At 38.2% G+C, this 26,863-nt stretch carries 22 protein-coding genes and 1 tRNA gene; 12 read left to right on the top strand and 11 right to left on the bottom strand.

From position 1 onward, the window contains the following. Positions 1-101: 101 nt before the first annotated feature. From FJ366_02635 to dnaA, 5 genes are all read right to left on the bottom strand, one after another. A tRNA-Gln gene (locus tag FJ366_02635) sits at positions 102-176 on the bottom strand. A gap of 202 nt (positions 177-378) precedes the next feature. Beyond that, on the bottom strand, positions 379-663 hold the full coding sequence (locus FJ366_02630; GenBank protein ID MBM3894467.1) for a septation protein SpoVG: 285 nt from the start codon (positions 661-663) through the stop codon (positions 379-381). Between the two features lie 133 nt (positions 664-796). Beyond that, on the bottom strand, positions 797-1,732 hold the full coding sequence (gene rsmH, locus FJ366_02625; GenBank protein ID MBM3894466.1) for a 16S rRNA (cytosine(1402)-N(4))-methyltransferase RsmH: 936 nt from the start codon (positions 1,730-1,732) through the stop codon (positions 797-799). Between the two features lie 33 nt (positions 1,733-1,765). Next, the gene (locus tag FJ366_02620; GenBank protein MBM3894465.1) at positions 1,766-2,707 is read right to left on the bottom strand and encodes a hypothetical protein; all 942 of its coding nucleotides are present in this window, start codon (positions 2,705-2,707) and stop codon (positions 1,766-1,768) included. Continuing rightward, positions 2,682-4,190 carry a chromosomal replication initiator protein DnaA gene (gene dnaA, locus FJ366_02615; GenBank protein MBM3894464.1) on the bottom strand — a complete coding sequence of 503 codons (1,509 nt, stop codon included), beginning with the start codon at positions 4,188-4,190 and terminating at the stop codon, positions 2,682-2,684. The genes FJ366_02620 and dnaA overlap by 26 nt, the downstream gene beginning before the upstream one ends. Positions 4,191-4,323: 133 nt before the next feature. On the opposite strand from dnaA, the gene FJ366_02610 reads away from it, so the two are divergent. Together FJ366_02610 and FJ366_02605 are read left to right on the top strand one after the other, a co-directional pair. Beyond that, complete coding sequence (locus tag FJ366_02610; protein MBM3894463.1) at positions 4,324-4,458, top strand: 50S ribosomal protein L34; 135 nt, start codon at positions 4,324-4,326, stop codon at positions 4,456-4,458. A 68-nt stretch (positions 4,459-4,526) separates the two neighbouring features. Further along, positions 4,527-4,892, top strand: coding sequence for a ribonuclease P protein component (locus FJ366_02605; protein ID MBM3894462.1), 366 nt, complete (start codon positions 4,527-4,529; stop codon positions 4,890-4,892). 12 nt (positions 4,893-4,904) lie between these two features. Here FJ366_02605 and FJ366_02600 read toward each other — a convergent pair whose 3' ends face one another. Together FJ366_02600 and hflX are read right to left on the bottom strand one after the other, a co-directional pair. Next, on the bottom strand, positions 4,905-6,668 hold the full coding sequence (locus FJ366_02600; GenBank protein ID MBM3894461.1) for a hypothetical protein: 1,764 nt from the start codon (positions 6,666-6,668) through the stop codon (positions 4,905-4,907). 217 nt (positions 6,669-6,885) lie between these two features. Further along, entirely contained in the window at positions 6,886-8,010 is a 1,125-nt protein-coding gene (hflX, locus tag FJ366_02595) for a GTPase HflX (GenBank protein ID MBM3894460.1), read from the bottom strand. A gap of 175 nt (positions 8,011-8,185) precedes the next feature. On the opposite strand from hflX, the gene FJ366_02590 reads away from it, so the two are divergent. The 5 genes from FJ366_02590 to FJ366_02570 all read left to right on the top strand — a co-directional run bounded on the left by FJ366_02590 (position 8,186) and on the right by FJ366_02570 (position 14,771). Next, positions 8,186-9,055, top strand: coding sequence for a hypothetical protein (locus FJ366_02590; protein MBM3894459.1), 870 nt, complete (start codon positions 8,186-8,188; stop codon positions 9,053-9,055). Between the two features lie 19 nt (positions 9,056-9,074). Then, a complete protein-coding gene (locus FJ366_02585) occupies positions 9,075-9,569 on the top strand; it encodes a ribonuclease HI family protein (protein ID MBM3894458.1) in 495 nt (164 codons plus the stop codon). A 3-nt stretch (positions 9,570-9,572) separates the two neighbouring features. After that, on the top strand, positions 9,573-10,049 hold the full coding sequence (locus tag FJ366_02580) for a hypothetical protein (protein ID MBM3894457.1): 477 nt from the start codon (positions 9,573-9,575) through the stop codon (positions 10,047-10,049). Between the two features lie 136 nt (positions 10,050-10,185). Next, positions 10,186-12,345, top strand: a complete 2,160-nt coding sequence (locus FJ366_02575; GenBank protein ID MBM3894456.1) for a hypothetical protein — start codon at positions 10,186-10,188, stop codon at positions 12,343-12,345. A gap of 152 nt (positions 12,346-12,497) precedes the next feature. Continuing rightward, entirely contained in the window at positions 12,498-14,771 is a 2,274-nt protein-coding gene (locus FJ366_02570) for a hypothetical protein (protein ID MBM3894455.1), read from the top strand. Positions 14,772-14,838: 67 nt separating this feature from the next. Here FJ366_02570 and FJ366_02565 read toward each other — a convergent pair whose 3' ends face one another. Further along, on the bottom strand, positions 14,839-15,249 hold the full coding sequence (locus FJ366_02565; GenBank protein MBM3894454.1) for a DUF2177 family protein: 411 nt from the start codon (positions 15,247-15,249) through the stop codon (positions 14,839-14,841). A 164-nt stretch (positions 15,250-15,413) separates the two neighbouring features. On the opposite strand from FJ366_02565, the gene FJ366_02560 reads away from it, so the two are divergent. The 4 genes from FJ366_02560 to FJ366_02545 all read left to right on the top strand — a co-directional run bounded on the left by FJ366_02560 (position 15,414) and on the right by FJ366_02545 (position 21,407). Next, positions 15,414-18,164, top strand: a complete 2,751-nt coding sequence (locus FJ366_02560) for a hypothetical protein (protein MBM3894453.1) — start codon at positions 15,414-15,416, stop codon at positions 18,162-18,164. Between the two features lie 134 nt (positions 18,165-18,298). After that, entirely contained in the window at positions 18,299-20,347 is a 2,049-nt protein-coding gene (locus FJ366_02555; protein MBM3894452.1) for a hypothetical protein, read from the top strand. 167 nt (positions 20,348-20,514) lie between these two features. Beyond that, entirely contained in the window at positions 20,515-21,201 is a 687-nt protein-coding gene (locus FJ366_02550) for a hypothetical protein (protein MBM3894451.1), read from the top strand. Between the two features lie 23 nt (positions 21,202-21,224). After that, entirely contained in the window at positions 21,225-21,407 is a 183-nt protein-coding gene (locus FJ366_02545; GenBank protein MBM3894450.1) for a hypothetical protein, read from the top strand. Positions 21,408-21,489: 82 nt separating this feature from the next. Here the strand turns inward: FJ366_02545 and FJ366_02540 are convergent, their stop codons facing one another. Together FJ366_02540 and FJ366_02535 are read right to left on the bottom strand one after the other, a co-directional pair. After that, positions 21,490-24,366, bottom strand: a complete 2,877-nt coding sequence (locus FJ366_02540) for a hypothetical protein (GenBank protein ID MBM3894449.1) — start codon at positions 24,364-24,366, stop codon at positions 21,490-21,492. Positions 24,367-24,655: 289 nt separating this feature from the next. After that, entirely contained in the window at positions 24,656-25,504 is an 849-nt protein-coding gene (locus FJ366_02535; protein MBM3894448.1) for a TatD family deoxyribonuclease, read from the bottom strand. Positions 25,505-25,682: 178 nt separating this feature from the next. Here FJ366_02535 and FJ366_02530 point away from each other — a divergent pair, with 178 nt between their 5' ends. Further along, positions 25,683-25,961: an HU family DNA-binding protein gene (locus FJ366_02530; protein MBM3894447.1), complete on the top strand. Its 279-nt coding sequence runs from the start codon at positions 25,683-25,685 to the stop codon at positions 25,959-25,961. A gap of 46 nt (positions 25,962-26,007) precedes the next feature. On the opposite strand, the gene FJ366_02525 is transcribed toward FJ366_02530, so the two are convergent. Then, positions 26,008-26,863, bottom strand: an 856-nt coding sequence (locus FJ366_02525) for an SMC family ATPase (protein MBM3894446.1), incomplete at its 5' end; no start/stop codon positions are given.

Raw genomic sequence — 26,863 nt, 5'->3', positions numbered from 1 at the left:
TTAAAAGCTTCAGCGAGACAGCCTTCGCTTCAATTTTACTAGATATATTTATTTATTATTCCAACTAAACTGGCTTGCCTAGCCGTAGCTTTAGCGAAGGCTGGCTGGGGCGGAAGGATTCGAACCTCCGAATGGCGGTACCAAAAACCGCTGCCTTGCCACTTGGCGACGCCCCATAAATCGAAATTGACTAGAACTGTCAACGAATTAAATAGTAGCAAATTTAATAAAAAGATCAAAGAAAAAATAATAAAACCAATGTTTTTTGATTAAAAAATAAATTTTATATTCAAAAACAAACCAAGAATCACTTTTTTAAAAAACATACAAAAAAAAGAGGGAGCATTACCTCCCTCTTTTTAAAAAGAAAATTTCTTTTTAGTCAGCGTCGTACGCTTCGGTTGCTGGTTTGCCAGCATGTTTTGTCCATGCATCGATTACTGCACGTTCAATTTCTTCCCGCGTTGATTGATTCAACGGGTGTGCAATATCTTTGAATGTTCCATCTTGTTTTTTGCGAGATGGCATAGAAACAAACATTCCCTTTTCGCTTTCGATAACTTTTAAATCTCTGATGATAAAGCAATTATCGATAACCATTGTTGCATAAGCTTTTAACTTACCAACATTTGCGGGATAAATTTTGATTTCCGTGATTTTCATGGAAGACGTCCTTGTCTGACACACAGCATAACATTTTTACCTGTACTTCGTGCGAACGCCGCGTTTGCGCAAAAAGACCTTGTAATCATGCAGCTGAGTAAGTAATTTACTGTTTTTTTCTCTGTTTGATACCTCATACGTTCTCCGAGCGCTGTGCAATACGCAACTTTGCTGAACGCGCAGATGCATTGCTCTTTAACTCTTCTTCCGATGCGGTAATCGGCTTTGGTGTAATAATAACCATTTTTCCCAAATCTGCATCTTTTTTAAACGCTTGTTTCACTAAACGATCTTCAAGCGAATGAAAACTAATGCAGGCAAAACGACCTCCCGGGGAGAGTATGTTGGGAACCAGCTTCAACAACGTATCGATATGCTCAAGTTCACGGTTAACAACAATCCGTAACGCTTGAAATACCTTAGTTGCGGGATGAATGCTCGCACGACCTCTTGACGATGACTTTGAACCAAACACACGTGGAATAATTTTTTCAATTAAATCTGCAAGCATTTTTGTTGTTGTAATCGGCTCAATGCCTCTTGCTTCAACAATCGCACGTGCAATTTTCCATGCATGTCCTTCTTCGCCATACGTTTTAAAGATATGCGCAAGTTCTCGAGCTTCGGCATGCTCTATCAGTTTTGCTGCGGTTAAGGTACCAAAATTTTTCGACATACGCATGTCAAGTGGACTATCAACCGAAAAAGAAAAGCCATCAGCAGCTTTGATCTGCGTCTGAGATGTTCCAAAATCGGCAATAACGCCATCAACACGTGTAATTTTTTCTCGACGCAACAGCGTCCACAAATCTGCAAAATTTGCCCATCGATAGATAAATCGATCTTTGAATTCTTCTGCAAGCGCTGACGCATTTAGATCAAGAGCTTTTTTGTCCCAATCAAGCGCCAAAACGGTACACGTTGGATCTGCTTCCAACAACGCTCGCGTATGCCCCCCACCGCCAAACGTAACATCAATATAAAATCCACCGGATTTGGAGTGTAAAACACCCTGCACTGTTTCGTGCAACAACACTGTTTTATGATACAAAGAAGAAGATTTTGTCACGCTTAAATCACCATTTTTTTAGATTATTTTTATTCATACAGCCGGACGCATGGCAACCACAAAATGAGAGTCTTTCCCATACGCTTCACGACTTACAACAACTTCTTTTCCCGCAAGTTCAGAAACTCTTCCAATAGAAAGCTTCTGCTCAGGACTTAATAATTCATACACCGAATCCTGGGCTTGTTTAACGTTTTCTTTTTCAAAAACACCCAGAAAGCCTTTAACATTAATTCGATCATACTCACGATCATATTTTTCGACCTGAATGAGCTCTTTGTGGCCTGGCTGAATTTCATACACCAAACTTTTACTAAAACGCCACGACGAAAAAAAGGTAGCGGACTGATCACGTCCATATAAAAATGATGTCACTAAAATTGGATCTGAAGTATTGTTTACTACCATAAAATCAAGGGGCTTTAAGACATTTTTTTGATCGGTCGAATCAAGTGTATAAAAAAGTTGAGATCCATTTATTCCATACAACCTTGACTGAATCAGTATTTTTTTACCAAGAACATGAGAAATTAAATCAAGTTCAATTTTTTGATTTGAAGGCACAATTTCACAGGTTGCACTTACAGCCTCTTCGTACGAATCTAATACACAAATATTTCCAAACACAGAAGCTAAGTCTTCATCATTCGGCACAGAGCCAAAATCAACTACACATTCTTGATTACTTTCAAGCTCACAAACTTGTCCCTTGGTCCAATGCCAACTTTGACCAATAAATCTTCGAACATAGGCAAATGGCACAAGATACATTTTTTTTGCCAAAGTATTCTTGATGACAAAAGTAATCTGCTTACCCTCTGGGCTTTTTTCAGCACCAACGGCACCTACATCTTTTTTTAATTCAAGTGAAATTTTTGACCTGCCAAATGAAAAGGCTTTTGACGACTCACACCATATGCTGATGCACAAAACACTCAACAAGACAAATCTAGACACTTCGAGAAAGGATTTCATGTTCTATCGCCGTTATTTTTTCTGCAAGATGCGTATCCTGCTTTATCATTTGTTCAACTTTAGCAAGAGCATGAATCACCGTTGAATGATTTCGGTTACCAACATACTCTCCTATCACCTGCAAGGGAGAATACGTTAATTTTTTCATCAAGTAAAAGGCTATTTGTCTCACGGTCGCAATATCTTTGTTTCGCTTCTTAGATTTTATGTCCAAAACCGTCATGTTGTAGTACTTTCCAACGGCTTTGAGCACATCATGCAAAAGCACACCCTCTCGCTTTGTTTCTCCCCCAATAGAAAGCAGCACCTGCGAGGCGATGTCAACAGTTATCGTTTTATTCATCAATCCAGCAAACGCATTAATGCGCGTTAAGGCTCCTTCAAGCTCTCTGACGTTGGAATTTACCGAACTGGCAATAAACTCAAGCGCAAGATGATCGGCCACTATCCCTAAGGCTTCGGATTTTTTTTGCAATATCGCAATCTTAGTCTCAAGCGCTGGCGCTTGAATATCAACAGCCAAACCCCAATTAAATCTCGATTTCAATCGCTCCTGCAACCCATCAATTTTTTGTGGAATCGTATCACTCGACATCACGATATATTTTTTCTTCTCATGAAGTGCATTAAAAATATGGAAAAATATTTCTTGTGTTTGCTCTTTGTTCGAAAAAAATTGTACATCATCGAGCAGCAACACATCTAATTTTTCGTATTTCTGTCTAAACACCTGAATTTTATCTTGCTTAATCGAAGTAATAAACTCCGTAATAAATTTATCAGAAGTTTCGTAACGAACCTTTTTGTCTGGATACTTCCGCAACACTTCATTCCCAATACAATGCAGCAAATGAGTTTTCCCTAACCCCGTGCCACCATAAATCAATAATGGATTGTATTCTTTCCCAGCATTATTCGAAACCGCAATTGCCGCAGCATGCGCAAGCGAATTACTTGGACCCACAATAAAAGTATCAAAAGTATATGATTCATTGATCTTGCTCGCTCGACAGCGATTTTGTAAATCCTGAGAATAAGTATCCACGCGAACAAGCGATGATGCGCCTTCGCGAGAAACAAATTGTGGTCGGGGCTGAACAGTTGGAACGATGGCCGGTGCTGGCCGTACAACCATTGCAGGAGTGATGGCAACAGGAGACTGGGCTTCAACCTTGGTTGATTCGAATTCAATAACAAGCTCAACAACGTGCAACAACCGCGCAAGGTGCGTTTTTAAGATCCCAAGATAATGATCTTTTACCCACCGAGTCACAAATTGATTTGGCATTTGAAGCGTCACCACTTGCAACGAACGATTCCACTCCTTGAGCTTTACAGCCTTGAACCAAGTTTCTACAACCTGACTGCCCACCTCTTCGCGCACAATCTTAAGAAACTCATTCCAAATTAAATCCACGATAAGACATTTTTTTGATACAAAAACAGTAGGGATCCTTGTATTGAACCATTTTATAAGAAACAGTCAACCCAAAGATGTAGCCCCATTTTATAAAAAACCCGCAAAATCCATGCTATACAAGCAAATCCTCTTGTGATAATATTCTTTCATACTTTATTGTTCGTATTTGCACGCATCCAGTATCAGGAGCTTACTCATGTCGATTACATATCAACCTTCAAAAGTTAAACGCCAAAGAAAACACGGTTTCTTGGTAAGAATGGCAACCAAAGGTGGTCGCGCGATTATTCGTCGTCGACGTGCCCATGGCCGCAAGAGATTGGCAGTTTAATTACTTGCTCAATTTTACAAAAAATAAGGGTAATTTCGTGGATACACCGTCCTGGAGATTACCCTTTTATGTTTAAACCCTTTTCATTTAAGCAAGCCGAAGCTCGCGATTTTTTAAAAAACTCCAAAGCAATTCTTCGCTCTGCCGGGCTCAAGCTCGTCACAGAACGCTCAACGCAGACAAAATCTCTTGAATCTTTTAAACAAAACCCACCCCAATTATTGATTGTCGTTCCACGCAGGGTTGGCAATGCCTGCACGCGCAACCGCATTCGCCGCCGTATAAAGTCAGCGTTTTACCAACTTGAACTATTTCAAAAAATTTCTGGAAAGTACGCTCTTTTTGTATACCCTGAAGCTGCTTCTTTTTCCTACAAAGAAATTGAGGGCTTTCTAAGCGCTTTAACACCCAGAAAACCCTCTGAAAATAACTAATCTTAATATAATTTAAGCTAGACCAGACGCACAAACGAGTCTCATAAACAATTCTGGATCTTTTTCATGCAAAGTATCAGTTGCTATCGGCTTAGACCCAGAACCAACAGCAATAATCTCTCTACAAACGGTTTTTAAAACTCCTGAAAAACCATTTTTTTCACAAAAAACAGTCCAAGCAGTATCTGAAACGACATACAGTTGCTCGATCAATCGGCCCCTTAAAGCGGCTATTTTTTTCGCATTTTTTTGCAATCCAGCACAAATAAAGCCCTGTGCAGCAAACATTTTTTTACGTTGTTCCAATAATTGAGCCCACATCAAAAACTCATCCGAAACTAATTCAATTTGCTGCTCAGAAGTCATCTTCAAAAAACAGGACAAGGAGCTCATGCACTTGTATCGCTTCCACTGCGTTTGATTTTTTAACAAAGAGCAAGGAGCCTCTGCCCGAGCACCATGAATGAGTCTATGCAAAAACATCAGTTCACGCGCGCACTCAAATTCATCCAACAAACCTACTACCTCATCGTCACTTAAATCTCCAGGAAGAGGGCTTACATTTTCAGATACCAAAGAGAGCAACCGTGCGTTATCAGCAGCTACCCTTGACGCAAAGCCTTCGGCCTCTAGTGGATGTAACACAAATGGAACAACCTCTGTAAAATCTATCCCAGAGTCACTAAATTGGGATGCCGGACTCACCGACTGCGATGAAATACTGAGTACGTGGACTGATGGTGACTTTCGCCCTCTTCGTCGAGTCCTGACCCCTTTTTTAGGGGTAACAACCACTGCCTGACTTTCTTTAGATCCCATCAAAACCGCATTTAACTCTTCGGCAGAAACACATTCTGCAGCATCAGAATTATCATCCTTCTCATGCTTCAAAATGTCATGAAAACATCCTAGCACAAATAACCGATCTTCCTCAGAAAAAACCTTAAGAAGTGCCTTAAAATCTTCTTTTTTAAAAGTGCTTTGTGCCCACGGCGAACAATCTCGCGACTGACTGACGCACAGTAATAACTTTAAAACAATTCGATGAAATCGCTTAAGAACATCTGCAGAGTGTTTTTTAAAAACATCAGTATTTAATAACGCATCAAAGCGAATAATTCTGACAACATCAAAAACACTAAACGATGATTCCATATCTAATGCTAAAAAATCCCGGAACAATGACCATACAGTATCAAAATTCATCACTCGATCTAAATCAACTGTAAGCTTAGAAAAGATTTGCTTAAATCCGACATCATGAGCATATGAGGCTTGGCAATACATGCATGAATCATCTTCATATTGGGCTTTAGGAGCAGAATATAAATCGTACAAAAGGTCCCTCATTTTATCGCACGCTTTATGATCTCTCACTTCATAAATATTTTTTTCTAATTCATAAATCAGATCAAACATCTTTGCGCGCAACGCACTAAATTCTTTTGCCTTTAAACAAACCACAACCGACAACACAGCTCGATGCAATTGAGGATATTTTTTTATAACGCGCCACAAATCTGAAGACATATCTGTCATTTCTTTTATCGAAAAAAATGTATTCAGATCTTCTGCAACATGCTCAACCACCTCTTCAGAAAATCTTTGTTGAAAAAATTCTCTTAAAGCCATCACTAGTCGACAATCACGCGAAAAAATTTTTTCCGTACCAGAAAATGTAGGGCCATTAGTAAAAACAAGATCAATTTCTCGCACCTCAACTTTTACCGGGCTAATACATATCAAAAAAAACATCCCCAAAGACCAAATCTTCACGGCAAAAATCCTTTATAAAAAAATAATTATATTTTTCAGGCTATGCAGAATACGCTCCCCGGTTTTAACGCATTCCCACACACACAAAATGTCCAATAAGCCCGATAAATTGGACATAACCCAAATCTTAACTGAGATAAAAAAAAATGTTACAAAAATTACAAATAAAAACGGCCTTCTTTTTTTAGAAGGCCGTTTTTATGTTAAAGTAAAAAAATTATTTCTTCTTTTGAATTGTGTTAATTAAAAACTCACTCAATTCCTTAAGCGTATTTTTGTCTTTTGCTGAAATGAAAAATGATGGAAGATAAGCTTCCGCTTCTAACTTAAGAACACTCAATTCTTCATCTGCCAACTTATCGATTTTATTGAACAAATAAATCATCGGGGTTTCTGGCTTCACACCAATATCCGTAAGTGTTTCTTGCACAACCCGAATCTGATCTTTCCAGCCAGGATTACTCAAATCAACCACATGCAACAAATAATTTGCATATCGCGCTTCATCCAACGTTGATTTAAATGCTTCTATCAATTTATGTGGCAATTCACTGATAAATCCAACGGTGTCAGAAACCAAAACTTTAGTAGCTGAATCCAAAAACCATTCACGCGTTGTAGTATCAAGCGTTGCAAACAATTTATCTTCGACAAGAACATCACTTTTTGTAAGCGTATTAAGCAGACTTGATTTACCCGCATTTGTATATCCAACAATACACACAAGCGGAATATTACTTGCCAATCGCTGCTTACGTTGAGTGTCTCGCACTTTTTGCAAGTGATCCAAACGCTCGTTAGCCTTTCTGATTTTATCGGCAAGAATTCGTTTAATTTTTTCTTTATATGTTTCACCTGGTCCTTTACCACCAACATATCCAGCCTGCTGCGCAAATTCTGCACCCTGCCCTGAAAGTCGTGATTTAAACAACTCAAGCTCAGCCATTTCGATCTGCAGTTGACCTTCTGCGGTTGTTGCAGATCGTTTAAAAATTTCCAAAATCAACTCTGCTCGATCGACCACCACGGTACGAGTAATATCTTCAAGTTCGCGATGTTGCAAAGGAGTTAATCGCTCTGAACACAACACGCGCTCAATATTGTTGTCATCGCACAGCTTTACCAGCTCTTCAAGTTTTCCTCGCGTAAGCAAAAAACCTTTATCAACACTGCGCAACGTTACAAAAAAACTCATGTCATATTCAAATCCACGAGTCTCTACCAAGCTTGCAAATTCATCAAAATAAGCTTGTTTATCTGCGCATTTATTCTGTGGTGTAAAAACACCCAAGAGCAACGTCTTTGGATCAGGAATTGCAACATCCATTAACAATTTAGCCATGGAGCACCTCTCTTTTTTTATTTTTGATTAATAACTCATGCTTAAAATTATACCAAAAAGATCTCACTTCACCTAGGCAAATCTGACACCTTAAAACAAAAATGAATGTAAAACTCTCACTTTTTTCGAAAAACACTCATTTTTTTTATGTTTTTCGCTTCACAATGAATTACTTATGGCCTATGCTTCTAGCCATGGATTCCTGCTGGTAAATCGTAAATCATCAATTTTACGATATGCATCTAGTTGCCCTTTTAGATTAATTTCGCTTACCCCCATTAATAACGCGGAGGAACACATGAGCGCGCGACATCTAGTTGAAAAACTGAAAGCTCTTTCATCAGCACACGAAGCAATTTCTGCTGCACAAAGCCTTATAAAACAACATCTAGACCAAACAAAACAAAAAGAAAACTCGCTCGCACAACTTAAAAACTCGATCGCATCACTTGATGCAGAAGCTCGAGAAGCACAAAAAAAAATAGATTTACTTGAACTAGAACTCTCAGCCATCCAAGAACAAGACAGCAAATTACAAAAAAAGCTCAAAACAGTTAAAAAACAAAAAGAAGCACTCGCTCTTGAAAAAGAAGTTGCTCAATTTGCACGAAGAAAATACGACACCGAACGAGAACTCGAATCATCTTGCCAAGAACTTTTTAATCTCAAACAACAACACCACACAACTAAAACAAAAATTCTTTCGGAACAAGATGCTCTAAAAACAGAACTCGCCGCATGCACAAAACACGAAAATACCCTACGACAAAAATTAAGCTCAATTGAACAATCATGGGTCAACGCACTTAACGATGTTCCAGAAGAGTGGCAATCTAAATACACTCGCATGCTTAATTCTGTTTCTAATCCAATTGTTCAAATCAGCAGCAGCGTTTGTGGCGCATGTTTTTACACAATCGTTGAAAAAGACTTACAAAGAATAAAGCTTGGTGAAATACTTCCATGCAGAAGTTGCTATCGCTTTTTGTACAGCGATGCTCATCTTTCACCACTAGAAACAAGCGAATCGCAAGCTTCTTATTAAAATCGAAAGATCTTTTAGCATGTCCCTGGAAAATCGACGTATTTTAACTATCCATGTCGATGGTGCATCTCGTGGTAACCCAGGGACATCTGGAATTGGTATTTACTGCACCAATCAAGAGGGGAGAAAAATTATCAACGCTGGCTTTATGATACAAAAACTTACGAACAATCAAGCCGAATACTTGGCCCTTGTGTATGCGCTTTTTTTTCTGACCCAAAAACTTTCCCCCTCACAACAAAAACAGTATTTTCTTAAAATCTTTGCTGACTCTCAGCTGCTCATCAAACAAATGAATGGTGAATATAAAATTAAGGATCCAACGCTTAAAATTTTGGCAAACATCATAAAGGGCCTTTCCTTTAATTTTATTTGTTCATTTACTCATGTGCTACGCGAGTTTAATGCCACGGCGGATGAACTTGCCAACCATGGAATTGATTCAAAAAAACAGCTCGATGCAGAATTTGTCTCGTTTCTTGCACGAAATAATTTCGTGCTCGTGCAGGAGTAAAAAATGCCAGGATATCGCGGGCATCTTATCGGCGGCACTGCAGCTTTTGTCATTACACGATTTTTGCTTATTCCCGTTATTGGCGATGCTTCAACAGTTGATGCAGTTTATCTTGCACTCACGCTTCTTGGTTCACTGTTTCCAGATGTTGATATCAAGAGCAAAGGTCAAAAAATCTTTTATTCTCTGGCTTTTATTATTGCCGCGATGGCTATTGCAAAACGATACTGGAATTGCCTTTCTTGGCTTGGACTGATGTGCTTTATTCCACTCGTCCTTCCCCACCGTGGCCCCATGCATAATCCCTATGTTCTTATAGCCACACCATGGGTAATTAGTTCTGGCCTGCAAGGCCTTTTTCCCCACATTCTTAAATTATCGCGTTTTTACCACCTTTTTTTCATTACTGGCGCGCTCTCGCACCTTGTGTTAGATTTTGGACTCAAACGCACTCTTAAAAAATTTTTGTTTTCTAAATGAAACGAAAAAAATCCTTTTTTACTCTTTTTTACTCTTTTTTACTCTTTTCAAAATTAATTTCCCAACTTCATAAAAACCAATTAATTTTTTAAAATAACCGTTTTACTTGTTTTATTATTTTAAATAAGAGTCTCACATGATTTTTTTAAAAAACCATTATTTCAACAGGTTTTTGCTTCTTTGTTTAGTCTTTCAGGGATTTTCGCCTCTTCTCATGGCAGCGGAAACCGCAACCCAAGAACCAGAACCAATTATTGAGCACCGAATTTCAAAAATTCTTGGCTCTCCTATTCGTACAAACTACCAAGCAACAACAAAAGAATGGATCTCGCATTACACTCCTCCAACAAAACCATCGGACGCCTTAGACGAAGACGAAAAAGCCTTATTTCGTTTTCCAGAACTTCTTTCGCACATGACCCAAGGCGATAAAGAAAAACTTTTAGGAAGCAAAAAAACGCCCTTTTTAAATGATCTACAATTCATAAATCATTACAAAGAGGCTTCCATTTTAGAAAATATAAAAAAAACAATAATCACAAAAGCCGGAAATCTGTCTTTGTACACCTTGCTTAATCAAGATTTTCAACCACTTGAAATTGTCAAAAAACGCCAAGAATTCATTCGAATCTTAGTCGAAAACCCGTCACTGCTGTTAAGTATTCAAGAATTTTTAACAACCATAAAAGACCAAGAAAACGCTTTTTTAGACAGCCTTTCATACTGCAAAGAGTACGATCTTGAATGGAGAATGCTGGTAAAAATAATCTCTCAGCTTTACACGGGAGCCCGTTTTTTTGAAACTAGTGCTCAGTTTACAAGAGGACAAATTCGCGGGGTATTAAGTTTACTATCTTTAAGTTGCTACCTTTTAGCATTAGCAGGACTTGCGGTCAAAGCGCTTGCCCCAAGCTCAATCCGCTACCCAGACTGGTTTGTAAATACTTTAGAAAAAAGCACCATAGTCGTAGCTCCCGCGATGGTGGCTCTTTCTGTGTACCTTGCGAAACGCTTATACGATGCGCTTGCCCCGACATTTTCCCCAAACTACAGAATACTTCTTGCTATTGCTCTTATGGCTGCAACAGCAGTTCCTGTGTACATGCAAGGCTCTTCGCTCTATGACTTTTGCTTTGAAAACAAAAAAATATTTGAATACATGAAACCACTGGTTGCAGCACAAAAAGCAACGATTAACATTCATGAAATATTAACATCAACGACAGAAACTGAATCATTATACTTAGACCTTTTTGCGGACACCTCTCAACAGTGGGATAGAATTTGCAAAAAAATCGATAACACCGGTATCGACGAAAACTCTTCCTACAACATATTTACCACACCACAAGGGACAATTAAAAACTTAATCCGAGAGGTCAAAGAGGGTGCAAACGAATTTGGCACGGTGTTTAGATTTTATGGTGAAATTGATGCGTATCAATCGATCGCTCAAATGATTATTGACCACAAAGGCCATACCAATTCATTTGATGAACCGGTTACCTGCTGCTTTGCTGAATTTGTAACCGATAACCCAATTGCAACACTCAACACCAAAAACTTTTGGTTTCCATTGTTCAACAAATCGCATGTTCGTCCAAGCTCAATTGCACTTGGCGAAGATCCAGATCTGACACGTTGCGGGATCATCACAGGACCAAATGCTGGTGGAAAAACAGGTGTTTTAAAAGCCATCTTTAATAACATTCTTTGGGCACAAACATTTGGTGTCGCTTTTGCTGAAAGCTTTAGATTTACCCCATTCAAACTTCTCATCAATCGCACAGGATCTGTTGATAATGCAGCACAATCATCATCAAAATTTGTAACCGAAGCTCGTAACGCTGCAGAGTTCTTCAAACAAATCGACTCGCTCAAAGAAAACGAACATGCATTTATCATGACTGACGAATTGTTCTCGGGAACAGAACCAAAACCCGCAAAACTTCTTTCTGAGCAGGTGTGTGAAGGGGTTTCTCACTACAGAAATACCATTTACCTTCTTGCAACTCACTACAAACGAATTGCGCGAAACATGCCAACAAGAACAAATAATATTTTTGGTTGTTATAAAGTAAATGTGTCAAAAGACGCTGCAACCGGAAAACTTATCTATGAATACACCCTTAAGCCTGGAATTGGTGACCAGATGGTTGCATTTGACATCTTTAAAGAACAATTAAAAAAAGAAGAAAATGAATCAAACAAATCATCTAACCAAATAATTATAAACCTTGTAGAAAAAGCACAAGAGCAATATGAGAAAGAATCAAATTCTTCTGACTCACAGTAAACCCTCTTGCCACGGCAGCTTGTATCAATCAGAAACAAACTGCCAAAAATACAAAAAAGCATCTATTTAACAAGGTTTTTTTACAAAAAGATCAAACGATTTAAACTACTAAAATCGTTTGATCTTTTTGTCATTTATACACAGACCCATCCATGAATAAAAAAAACACTTTTATCATCAAAAGCATTTTGCTTTCTCTTGTTCTTCAACCACTTGCTATTCTTGCAGGAAAAACTGATACAAAAAATAAATTTATCGCCGAAGAAATACCGCTTTCTAAAACACTGCAAAGTCCATTGCGATCAAATTTTGAACATATCGCAAATTATTGGCTAGAAAATTATTCGCGACAAACACTCAACCCAACCCCGGAAGAAGTTATTAACAATTCAACACAGACACTTCTTCTTCCTCTCATGATCGAAGGAAAACGGCAACAATTAGCACAACCGACAAAGCGGCTGGAATTATTGCAAGAACTGCAATTTATAAACACCCCAGACAAACGATCGGTCTTTACTGGAATAGACAAAACAAAAACGCATGCAGGTAAACTCTCGCTATTCAACCTAATCGCTTGCGAACAAACCAACTGGGAAACAATCAAGCAGCGGCAAGAGTTTGTTCGTTTTTTAACCAATAACCAAGACGTTCTAAACGAAATTCAGATGCATTTAAATGAAATCAAAAAAAATGAATTTCATTCAATTCGTTCAATCTTACGAGCTGAAGAAAGAAATGCTCAAAAAGAATTGGCTAGAAAAGAAATTGCTCAATCAACCTGGGGAATGTTTTTTAGAATTGTTTGGGCTACCTCTCTCGTTTCCGGACTGATTATTTCATCAATTTTTGGAATCACCCCTACCGTCATAACAAGCATCGAAACGATTGTAAAAGTTTGCTATGGCGTTTGGCTCATGGGAATCCTAGAACAATCTGCTTTAGGCTCTTGCAAATTAAATACCTTTTTGATCTCCCTTCCAGAAAAAGCCTTATTCCAATTTGATGCTATTAACAACCTTGCAACCTTTTTATTCACCACGCTACACGTTACCACGACCTTATCGATTCCGATTAACCTTTTGTATACCTACTACTATCAACGCTATTTCGGCATGACACTTGGACCACTCTTCCTATTTGGTCTTCCATTCAAAGGCGAATCGTTCTCATTTAGATCAGTAGACATATTAAATAGAACAGCTGGAGAGCAAATCTTAATTTATGGATTTGGAGCATTCTGGCTTGCTACATCGCTGTATGCTGCTTACAAATTAAATCAAAGACTTGATGAGCAAAATAAAGACTTTGTAGAAGCTCAAGCAACGGCTCAGGCATTCAGACACGCTGCAAGTATTCATTCTATCTTGCAAGCACACGACCAAACTCAAGGACTGTACCCTGAAATTCCTGTCAATCCATCACCAGCGTGGTATGATGTTATCAACAGAGCGCACAGATCAACGTTTAATGAAACCAGAAAACCAATTGCGCCATTTATGGATTATGGAACAATCGAAAATTTTATCGAATCATGCGAAATTCCAAAAGATGAAATTGGTCAATTAACCCGTTTTTATGGGGAACTTGATGCCTACACATCATTAGCACAGCTGTATCAGGATCAAAAAGAAGCAACCAATACCTTTAAAGAAAAAGTTTCCGTAAGCTTTGTTAATTTTATCGAAAATTCAACAGAATCGATCATGCATATCCATAACTTCTGGCATCCGATGATTCCCCAGGAACGTGTTCGCCCAAGCCAACTTGAACTTGGCGGTGAAAAACATACAGCTCGCAACCTGGTGATCACTGGACCAAACGCCGGCGGAAAATCGGTTAACCTCAAAGCGCTCTTTAGCAATTTATTACTTGCTCAAACCTGTGGCCTTGCAACGGCCGAAAGCCTTTCATTCACGCCATTCAAAAAATTGATTGGTCGATTTAAAGGCGTTGATGACACCGCAAGCGACAAATCAAAATTCATGCTTGAGGCAATTGAAATGACAACCTTAATGAAAGAAATGATGGATCTTAAACCAACTGAACATGCATTTGTTGTAACTGACGAACTCTTTACAGGAACTGAAGTTGGGCCAGCAATCAGTCTTTCAATCGAACTGTGCAATGAAATTGCAAAAATGAAAAACGTCATGTACGTGTTGGCTACTCACTACAAACAATTAACCGATCTGAGCGCAACAACTGGTGGCGTCTTTGCAAACTACAAAGTAGAAGTATTCAAAGACAAAGAATCAAACAAGCTTGTATACCCATACAAACTTACCAAGGGTATCGGAAACACTAACGTTGCATTTGATATCTTCTTAGAACAGCTTGATAAGCAAGGCGTTAACAACCCTGTTTTACGAGAAATCATCATGAAAGCAAAAAATCGTCAGGAATCGATTGAACAATCGCTCTAAAAACTAACCCGGCCCCAGATAATCTGGGGCCGTTTACATATTTTCACGCATTTTTATCAAAAGGATCTTACCGTGGTAAAAAAAGGGTCCAAATAAACGTGCAAATGCCACACAAAGCAGTACCCCAGGCAATATCCAAAAAAACCATCTGAATTGGCCATAGCGTTTGAATAGCAGCAGTTGTTAGGTCGTATACCCCATAAACAACAAACCCAAAAAGCATTCCATTCAATATCAGCCTTGAAATTGTTTCGTGGCCAAAGCCTTGCCGAATAACAAAATAATAAACCCCAAAAACAAGTAAAAGCCAACACAAAATAGCAGACCATTCACGAACAACCAAACCGCCAGCAGAGTCAAATAACACATATGGACGAATTAAGTTTAAAATTATTTTATTGGCCACAAAGCCAAGCCATACAAAATCAATAAGAATCGTAAGGGCACTAACCACCAGGTACGAAAACAATAAATTCATACAATATCCCTAAAAATCAACCCCATAATGTTACAATGTGAAAGACGGCAATCATCTTTCTTCATTTTTTGTCTCTTTTTTTATATTTTTTCACATTTAGTACAACCATCTCATTTGAAGCTAACCTTAAAACTATCCAAGATTAAAGCCTTTTTAGAAAACACGTGAATTTAAAGAACTATCGGTACCTGCTTTTTGCAGGAGCCCTCTTAAACCTTATTTATTTTCCACTTGGCGCTCTTCCGCGAGCCCATTACGACGTAGATATTTTTGCAGATATTGATAGAACCGAAACACTCCCCCTTCAACACAAAAGCTTGTTTTTAACAGAAAATCCTACATCTACCTCTATTTTTCTTGATAGTCCGTCATCGGCAACATATCAACGAGTCACCCCACTCATTTTGGAAACCAATGGAACAGTTCAGCTCAAAGAAGCAAACCTTGATAAAAAACGCAAAAAGGTAAAATTTTGGAATCTTCCTGGAAAAATTTATCGCATTTTTGAAGAAAATGACGCTTTGGCGACCCAGCTCGAGATGACTCCTATTTATGAACAATACGCGATTGCTACAAAACTTGCTGAATATTCAAGAGAAACTCTTGATGATGAGACATCTCCTGCTTGCAATGACATCGCATCTCCAGAAATGCTTTCAAATATCAAGTTTTTAACAAAAACATCTGACTCGATACTCAAAAAAACCTCCCGGCTTTCAACTATTGGAGGCGAAATCAGCATTACAGCGCTCCTTTCTAAGTGCAGCGACAATATACCAGTTATTCAAGAGCGACAAAAATTTATTAAATACCTGGTTGATAACCCTGAATTATTACACACACTCAAAGAAAAGCTCACGGTGATAAAAAACACAGAACCAATGTTTTTTTCTAACTATCGCCCATTCAAAAAAGAGCGACTCAAAATCATCATCAAGGGAGACACTATTAAAAAAATTGCAAAAAAAATCTCCCGCTCTAAAGAAATGGATCGATTCGCAACCAGTATTGAAGTTAAATGGTACCCATTAATCCTCTTTGTCCTTGGAACGCTTTTCACCATCGAAAACACTGTCGACCTGATTCGATCTTTTTTCAAAGATGGAGAATTTATATCAAACCCAGGAATGCGTCCTTTTAAAATTTTCAGATCACTCGGAAAGCTAGGAGCACCCTTTTTCAGAAACATCATCAATCAAAAAGCGATGAAAAACAGCTGGAAAAAATTTTTATCACCAAAAAATCCGCTCGGACCTCTTACCACCACAAATAACCAAACGCAGGTTCTTATAACCCCCCCACAACAAAATTTCATACAAAAAATACTCGGAACCCGTGACTCAATAGTAAAAGCAAACTTTAAATCGTTACTTTTTCCAGATAGCTCAGGAATTTACATCAAACCAACTGCCGATACACAAACAATCGCAGCCAATCAAATAGATCGCTATGACCAGTGGCTTGATACCACAGTAAAAAGTCTTAACTCAGAAATGGATCTCACCCCTAAAGAATCTTTTCATCTTTCAAAGTTAGATACCTCAAAACAATCTGATCAAGCTGCAACTGACAAAACCGCTGCTGAATGGCGAGAACATCAAACCAATGGCGTTATAAAAAAAATGTACTTAGAGCAAGAGACTAATAAAATTTATAACAAGCTCGGAGTGCTTTTTTTCTTAGGAGGAATTTTTGCATTTTTCCCCAAAATCGAGTTTGAACTCAAAGCTTTGCTAGCAAAATATCTTGATATCAAAAACTTATTCACATCGGTTCAAGCCCCAGTAAAAACATATACTACGGCGCAAGAAATCTACGATTTACTGGGAAAAAACGAATCAACAGCTCATCTTTTTCTACCAGTTATTCAAAGACCATCTCCAGCATGGAAAAACTTTCTCGAGCTCACCAAAGGAAGTACCTTTAGTAGCGATTTTAATATCTTTACCCTGATCACCAAAGACATCGGGTCTATTTTTCAGGCCTACACAAATCTTATGCAATGCCGAGAAGAAATGAGCTCGCTAATTAAATTTTATGGAGAAGTTGATGCATACGTTTCAATGGCTCTTCTGGTCAAAGAACATGAAAACACGACAAACACCTTTGGCGCAATAACCACATTTTGCTATGTCGACTTTGTTGATGAATGCAAATACCCGGTATTTGATGCTCAAGATTTTTGGAATCCAAGCCTCACGCCCCAAGAAGCTGTTACCAACACTCTTTCGATCGGAGAAAAAGAAAATTGTAGAAATCTTATTTTTACTGGCGCGCATGCTGGCGGAAAAACAACAACCCTCATGGCTATACTGGCATCTATTTTAATGGCACAAACTTTTGGAATTGCTCCTGCAAAATCGCTGACTCTTTCACCATTTAGCTACATTTTTGAAAACCTCAAAAACGAATCCTCTGGCGAAGGAAAATTATCACGTTTTCAAAGCGAAGCATTTAAATTTGTCTCGATTTACCACCAACTGCTAACGATTCCTTCTACAAAACGTTGTGCCGTATTCTTTGACGAAAGCCTTTCTGGAACCGAAACCGGTCCAGCCTCAGAAATAATCAAAAAAAGCTCAGAAGCTCTAGTCCAAATGCCAAACATTTTTTCCGCATTTTCTACTCACAACAAAGAAATTACCGAACTTGAACAAGAAACAGATGGCGCATTTAAAAACTTTAAAGTCGAAGTTGTCAAAATGCCCGATGGAAAACTGTATCGACCATACAAGCTTACGCAAGGAGTTGGCGAAAGCATCACCGCGTATGACGTCTTTTTTGAAGCAATGCAAAAACAAGGAATCAAAAATCCCCAATTAGCTCAAATTATTATTGATGCTCAAGCTGCTCAAGAAGAAAAAGATCGAAAAAACGAAGCCAGCAACATCTTTACCTCTGATTATTTTTTCTAAATGAAACAAAAATTTTAAAAAAAACGTGTTTTTTTTAAAATTTTATCGATGGTATTTTTAAATTTTTAAAAAGCACAAAACCACTTTATAGTAGTGATGTAAGAAAATAATTTATAAAACCGAAATGGATATTTATGAAAAAAAATCAACTTTCAATCCTTGTTGGCATACTCATGCTTGCAGGAACTGGTTTTACCCAGGTCCCAAAGCCAGAATCGTATGCAACAATCAGAGGCATGCTCGCAGGTGATGCATACCTCAACACCGACAAAAGCTTGCCAGGAAATGCGTCAAAAGAAGCTCACATGATTGCTCGTATGGCTAAAGAAAATCTTTCAAACGCAATTATGGACATCTTTACCCATGGACTAGTTTCTGCCCGTAAACGCAAGCCAGCAGAAATGATTTTCCCTGAATCTCTTCTAAGAGATGCTCGTTTCTTCTGCGATTCAAACGAAAACACCGTGTTCTCGCATATCGATAAAACATTTACACAGTCCGGAAAAATAACCTTAGCAACGACTCTTGCTGAAGGAACAACCGACCTGGAAATTCTTAGTCAACGCGCAAACGCTGTTAAAGCATTTGCTCTTGGTAATGAAGATTTGCGAAAAAATGTAAAAAAAATATTACATACCTTTGCTCAATATGAAGCAGATTTGCTCACCAGATGGTCAAGCACAGAAAAACAAACAATCACTAATGAGCTTGAAGGCGCATCACACCAAAATAAATTTTTGGGAAGCCTTTGGCTCGGTCAGCAACTCACCAAACTTGCTCGTTTTGGCTGGGGAACAGTTGAATGGAATTCTCGATATACCGCTCGCGTAGTAGTTACAGCGCTTGCGGGCTATGCATATAACAAATCACATAGTTTAATACAAAAATCAATGCCTGTACTTGCTGCTGTTTCCAGTTATTTTGCACTCGGCCAACTTGCAGACTATGCTCACGCACAAAACAACACCAAATTGTCCCAAGAAGCAATTCTTAATAAAACAATTACTGGTTTTAAAGAATTAGTAAAAGCAACACAAAAAATTATCGCTGAATACGAACTGTATGGAAAACCAGAACAAACACCAGCTTCTGTTAGAAAAATCAGCAACATGCTTGATGCAGTTGCTCAACTGCAAAAAGAAATTGATGCATTAGTTGCTCAAAGCGCAACGCTTGAAGCTGCTAAAAAAATCGATGACAATATTGATCGCGTAAAATCGATGTTGCTTTTTGTTTCAGAAATCGACTCGTATCTTTCGATGGCTCGACACTACCGTGAACACAGAGACCGAACAAAAGAACGCCGTCTTATCGCCGAACAAGACAACAAACGTGAAGATAAATCACGAAACAAGAGCGGTGAATTGGTTACTGTTTGCTTTGCAACGTTTGACACTACAAGCACCTCGCCTCACGTAAAAGCAGAAGGTTTCTGGAATCCAATTATTCCTTACCAACATGCAGTTACAAACACCATCGAAGTTGGTGGAAATCCTGAAAATCCTCGTCACATTGTAATTACTGGTCCAAATGCTGGTGGTAAATCGATGTCGATGAGAGGATTAATCAACCAAATGATTCTTTCTCATGCATACCAAATGGCATGGGCAGAAAAATTCGAAACATCTCCGTTCAAATTGGTTGTAGGTCAACTTACCAACGTTGATGATCCTTCTGCTGGTAAATCAAAACTTCAAACAGAAGTCATCAACATGCGTTCGATTCTTGAAAGAATTAACTTCCTTTCTGCAGAAAAAAATGAATTCGCGTTTGTCGTTACTGACGAATTGTTCACCGGAACAGAAGCAGAAATCGCCGCTGATATTTCATTGGTTCTTTCTCAAGTTTTTGGTGAAAAACAAAACGTATCATACGTTCTTGCAACTCACTCAAAAGCACTTACATCACTTGAAGCAATTACTAATGGATTGTTCAAAAACTACTGCGTCGAAGCACACGTCACAAAAGATCCAACTGGAAATGCGGTTACCTACCCATACAAACTCATTCCTGGCGTTGGAAACGAAAACGTCGCTCTTGATATCATCTTGCTTCAAATGAAAAACTACAAAATGGACAATGACGTTCTCTATGCTCGCTTACTCGAACTTCAAAAATCACTTCGCGAAAAAAAAGAACAAGAATTGAGAAATAGAATAACAACCGCAGCAGCTGCAGCATAAACTCATCCACTAATCTTTAAAAAAAGGCCGAGAAATTCTCGGCCTTTTTTCTTTTCTGAAACAACTCTCAACCTCCTTTTTGTCTCAAAAGACATCTTTTATGTTTTCTGATACATTAACTCCCTGCGTTCGACAAATAAAAATTATACATTTCAAGGAAAGCAAAAATGAGACAAAATTTAATTCTTTTGGGTATTGCACTTTTTGCAGCAACATCATTTACGCCACCAAAACCCTTACCCAAAGATGATTGCTTTGCGGGCCTGCGGGGTGCATTTATTTCTCCTGAAGCTTCACGAAGAACACCGGCGACCACCCCTACGACAAGCACGACAAGTCCAACTAGCTCTGTAAGACCAGAAGATGCTGCATTAGAATTAATAACCATAAGAGGGCTTTTTGAACCTTTATTTATTTTTAATGCAAGCGCAAGAACATTTGAAGAATCTATTTTTAAGCTTGCACATCCATCAACACTTGCAATAATCGATCGAGTACTTGCGGGAGAAACCTTTTCTCTTGAAGACCTTTCCGCATGCGTAGCAGATATGACTGCGTACTTTGGTTCACTTAAAGATCGCTTTCATGATCAATATTATGGGATTGGAATCGGCAAAAGATTTAAGTCGTACACCCTGAAGGCTCATATTCTTACCTACCAAGCATTATCACTTGCTGTCGCTCAAGGCATTATCAACAAAGGCAGCCTTACCACAGGGACCTGGCCAGAAGCAAAAGCTCAAATCGACCTTCTTGATGGACTTACTGATGCATATGTTACAGAGCTCAGAATAGCTAACGCCGAAGATGCAGAAATAATAATAGCTGTAGCTGGATATGCCGGAACACGCTAAATTGGCTTTTCGGTGGTGCAAAAATGATCGAATCCTTTAAAACACTCGACTTGATAGATGAATGCATAATCACGATTATTCCAACAAATATCAACGAAGGCATTTCGCTTCCTTCAACAGTTTTTGATGGGATGCAAAAAATATCTTCTTTTACATATCCAAGCAAAATACAACAAGATCGATACACTCGAAAACAAACGATTTAAATCTTTTTATTTATTTGCTGTCTAAAAAAATGCGGAGACAATTGTCTCCGCATTTTTTTAATTAAAAATAATTTTTAGTTTTTTAGGCTAAGCTTTTTGAAATTACAGACCACTTATATTTTTTTTGCATAAGTTGTTGATTTTTAATTTTTTGAATAAGACCATTCCGATCCAACCCAGCCCTCTCTTCTAAAATATTACTCTCAAAGCTATTAACAGCTAACCCTAAATAGTACCCTTGGGCTGGAGCTACTATCGAATACGATGTGCAACATGAGGAGATAGTTCCTCCCTGCTGAACAAGAGGATTGATTATATTTTTACTAAAAGTAGCTAAATTTCCGTAAACAGAGTCAAAAACCACAACAAGCCTCCACCCTGCAACATTCAAAGGTCCATCTGGACGTAATTCTAATTTTGAGGTTGCTCCAAAACAAACCATGTCCAGCCAATTATTTGCAAGAAGCCTGAGAGGAACAATCAAATAACGAGCCTGCATATCTGGACACTGCATGTTTTCTTCTCGGCCAATATTTCTAACGATTAAATCGATTTCATCTGCTGAATTTATAGTTTGAATAATAACGTTCTTAAACTGATCATAATTCACAACTCTTTCTGCATATTCATAAGTAGTGTCACGATAAGAATCCTTGCCATCATATTCATTCAAGCCGTTATACAATTTAGTTTGATGAGCGTTAAATGATGCTTTAAATCCTTCAACAAAAGATGTAAAACAACCCTGATTGATAGGCAAATCCCTACAAGGATTTTCAACTTCGTTGATAGATAGTTCATCAATCCGGCCAAAACTCAATCCAGCTTGCTTCATTGATTTTAGCTTATCATCCTGAGTTCTTCGAGAACCATAAGTAACATATGGTGTAAATTTTAAAGTTCCATCAGCCCATTTAAGAACGGGTCCTTCTGGCAAGTAGAGAGTATTTATTGCGATTGGATCCTGTATCCATAATCGCACAGCATCAATCCAAGAGCCTTGTAGTACTTTCGACTCTCTTTCTTTAACACAAAATTGAACGTTGTCTGCGCCAAAAGGAGACATCACAACAAAAACATTCTGTCTCACGCCAACAAAAGCATCCGCTTGAGGTTGCGCAATAAAGCTTTGTGAGTCATTAATAATAACAACCTTCCATCCAGCTTCTTCTAATTGATTGATATTATGGACAAAAGACGATTGGGTGGCGACCAACGAAAACGGAAGCAAAACTATTCTTTGTTGAAAAGGGACCTCAACCTTATAACATCTTCTGTCTTGAGTGGTTTTTAATTCTGATTCCGCAAAACCTCCAATTTCTGAATCAACGACAACACCCAGACAATCTGCTCTACCTTTACACTCTGTTTTCGGTGCCCTTACTGTACCAGGGGTAAAAATAGTTTCTGAGAAATCAATTTCAGTTGAATACGCCTCATGAGCACAATCCATATCCTCATCACAGGCCGGAAGCATGACTAATCTATTAATAAACGCTTGAATTTCTTCCAATGATTGCATATTTAAACAACTTGCTACAACAAGGTCATATGAAAATAATGGGTTTACATTTCCATGATTATACTTAAATGTAGCTTTATCTAGAGTTCTATCTTGCAAAGAATCAGAAGAAACGACCTCTTCTGCAACAACCGCAGAAGGCTTATCCAAAAGAGCATCAATAGCTGCAACATCATCAAGCAATAATAATTCATCTGATTGGCGACAATCATCAAATTGAACTATAAAATCTGATGCCAAAAACTTTTTCTTATTTTCAGGAGAAACAAAAGTTAACAACTGTTGCGCCAACAACCTTGCACAAGAATTTTTTGAATCACTCAACATGCCGCCATTAGGTATAACAAAAATACGCCCTTGTTCTCCTTTTAAAATATTAAAATCTAAGCCATCCGCTGGATTCAACAAAAGACAATAATCAACCCCAAAACTTATCAACCCTGAAAGTGTAAATAGAATTGATGGATCAATAACAGTCTCTCGACTAACCTGCTCCATGGTTGTTATTTTATATTCAACTTTTTGATCATCAATAACCGCTAAAACCCATCCATTTTTTTTCAGCTGATTTTTGACCATTCCTACTCCAAATACAGAGCATGCAGATAAAGGAAGAGTGACAACTTTTAAAATAGCATCACTTTGTTGAGCAAAAACCCCTTTAGCAGATAAACGAGCAAGGGTCAGTGTATTCGGCGCATCAATAACAACCAGTTGAGCATTTTGAGGAATCTTAACATTCAAATTCATCGCCGGCACAGAAGCATCATACAATCGACCGACTTTAAATCCAGTAGATTGACTAGTCAAAACAGAATGAACAAAAACCTGATCATCCTTAAGGTGCATGGAATTTGCCAAGTAAGTTGCCAGTAAATCCGAAAAACCCGCCATTCGACTTCCTTTTTTATACATGGACGCTCGCATCAAGGAAGGGAACCGCAATAAAAAGCCAGCTCCACCGCCCAAAAGGCCATAAAATAATATTTTTTTAAATTTTGAGGGCTGGACACTCAAAAAAGCATTTTCGAGTAATTTTACTACCCAAAATGGACATTTTTCATCAGAAGAATACACAACAACTGATACTTTTTTTTGAACGTCAACCAAAAACTCAATTGCTATAGAATCAGAAGACTGATCAGTCTTCAAACGAAAAGACGTTGCCTTTTTTGCTAAAAAAGCATTAACCATCTCGGTAAAAAAAGAAACCTTTTTAGCGACCAAAAGTGCTTTGAAATTCGGTTTCATGCAATTATTTTTTAAAAAACGAAGATCTTCCGCTGAAACCGAAATACTTTTTTCGGTTTTTAATCCCGAAACTTCAGCCACAGCATACCGGTATACAAACGAACCCTGGGTACACGAAACAGGATTTACCCCTTCAACAAGAAGCGCCTGCAAAGATACTGGAGCAAAAACTCCACAAAAAAACATCCCTTGTATCAAAAAAAAGGATTTAAAGCTATTTTTCATAGACTCCCACTCAAAAACACTAAATATAAAAGCATTCTAAGTAAAACAGAGAAAACCCTCTTTGTATAAAAAATAATAAATACCACTAAAAATATAAAAAAACTCACTTTATCCAAGAAAAAAATTTTCCAATTGAAACAACTACTAAAAAAGAAAGGAGATTTTTTATAAAAATGTAGCCAAAAAAGATGGTTACACTTTGGCTTTAAATCCGAGCAGCGTTCATAAAAAGGCCTTTTTTTAAATCACCTTAATTTGTAGCAACATCAATCCCAAATAATGAAATCGCATTTTCTGTCGTTACTCGAGCAACTTCCTCGATTGAACAATTTTTAAGCAGTGCGATTTGTTCTGCAATGTATGGAATTGCTAACGAAGTATTTTTTTGTCCACGCAATTTTTGGGGAGGAAGAAACGGCGCATCGGTCTCGAGCACCAAACTTCTCAGTGGAATTTTACGAACAACGTCGCGAAGCCATTCATTTTTGGGATAATCAATCGGTGCATCGATTCCCAAATAAAAACCTCTGTTTACAAATTCTTGTGCCATATCAAGCGATTGCTGAAAACAATGAATCACTCCACGAATTTGTTTGCCATATAGATCTATAATTTCAAGCGTATGTTGAGCCGATCGGTCAACCCCGATATGATCACGAATATGAAAAACAATCGATCGATTATATTCAAGCGCTAACTCTATTTGAGCCTTAAGCAAATCCTGCTGCTTTGAAAGTAAGCTTGCATCACGAAATAAATCGATTCCAATCTCACCCACAGCAACAATTTTTCTACGATCATCAGCTGCAAGCATCTTTTTAAATTCATTAACATCGCTTCGCCAATCATCATGCACATCTGTTGGGTGCAAGCCTATCGTAGCCCAAACACCAGGAATAGCGTGTGCCAACGAAACAGAATTTTTGCTCACAACAAGATTGGTCCCAACACTCACAAAATCAGAAATTCCCAAACGCTGCATCTGAAGAACTGTTTCTGAGATTTGTGCAATTTCACGCTGAGTCAACAAATCATCAAAATTCATCCGCAGAACAACGTCTAGATGACAGTGCGTATCAATAAATTTAAAAGACTCCATAAAACTCTCGCTTTTTAGTACAAAAACTGTATTAAAGTATAGCAAAAGTGCAAAAACCCCAAAACGATTGCGAAAAATTCTCAGCTGCCTTGACAAAGGGGGTAACAATCTTTAAATTTCGTTTCCGGCGGGGTTTTGCAGTGTTTTTTATGTAACAAATATTTTCGGGGAGTTTTTTATGAAAAAAAGCGAATTGATTGAAGCGATCAGTGAAGAGACCATGTTTAGCAAAAAAGACATTACTCGCGTAATGGCTTCTTTCACACGTATCGTAGAACGTACGCTTAAAAAAGGCGGTAAAGTTTGTATCGCTAACTTTGGAAACTTCTGGACAACTCGTCGCCCAGAACGCATTGGAATCAATCCAGCAACCAAAGAAAGAATTACACTCCCAGCTGTAAGCATTCCACGCTTCAAAGCAGGAAAACACTTCAAAGAAAACGTCAAAAATATGTAAGAAAAATTTCTTACTATTTTCTTTCTGGGGGTAGGCTTTTTCGGGCTTACCCTCTTTCTTCAACATGAATAAAAGATCCTGCAGATCGCTTTTCAACGACAATGTGCACAGGAAAACTATCTTTTAGTCGTTCTAAATGTGAAACAATGATTATCTTTTCAAAATCCTGCTGAATCGAGAACAGCGCTTGAGTTAACAAAGAAAGTCCTTCTTCATCTTGCGAACCAAAACCCTCGTCAATAAAAAGTGTTTGCAAATGAGTCCCGGCTCTTCGAGCGAGTAACTTTGAAACAGCAATTCTCAACGCAAAGTCAATACGAAAAGCCTCTCCCCCAGAAAACATCTCGTATGGCCGAACCCCAACAGCATCAGATATTTGAATATCCAAAGTCTCCCTCATTCCACCACTCTTTAAATCTCTTACCGATTCAATAAAAATCTGCGTTTGATTATCCGTCAAGCGAGAAAGAAGTAGATTCGCTTCGCGTTCAATCTCTGGCAAAACCTCTTCAATCAACAATGCTTGAATGCCATTTTTTCCATAGGCTTCAACCAACGTATCGTATGATTTTTTTTCCTGATGTAACAAATTTTGTTCTTGAGTGTATTGCTCAACAAAAACAAGCGCTTCTTCTGCTCGTCGCCTTCTCTCCAAAAGAGCTCCAATGTCATGTGCAAGCTGGTCTTTTATCTGCATATTTTTCTTTCGCTCCAACTCCAAGTCACTCAGCACTCTGCCAACCTCATCGGCATCTGACAACTGAAGAATAACTTGCTCCAAAAGTATCTTTTTTTCTTTGCGCAAGATTCGAGCAGACTTCATTTTTGCAACTTCAGAAAAAATCGCATGCTTTTGTCGAACCATTTCTTCAAATTGATGTGCTTTTGCTTGAATTTCAGAA

It is taken from the genome of Candidatus Dependentiae bacterium (assembly GCA_016871815.1).
Classification (GTDB): domain Bacteria; phylum Babelota; class Babeliae; order Babelales.
Note: the sequence above shows the minus strand (reverse complement) of the source record. Positions and strands in the feature narration are given on the sequence as shown.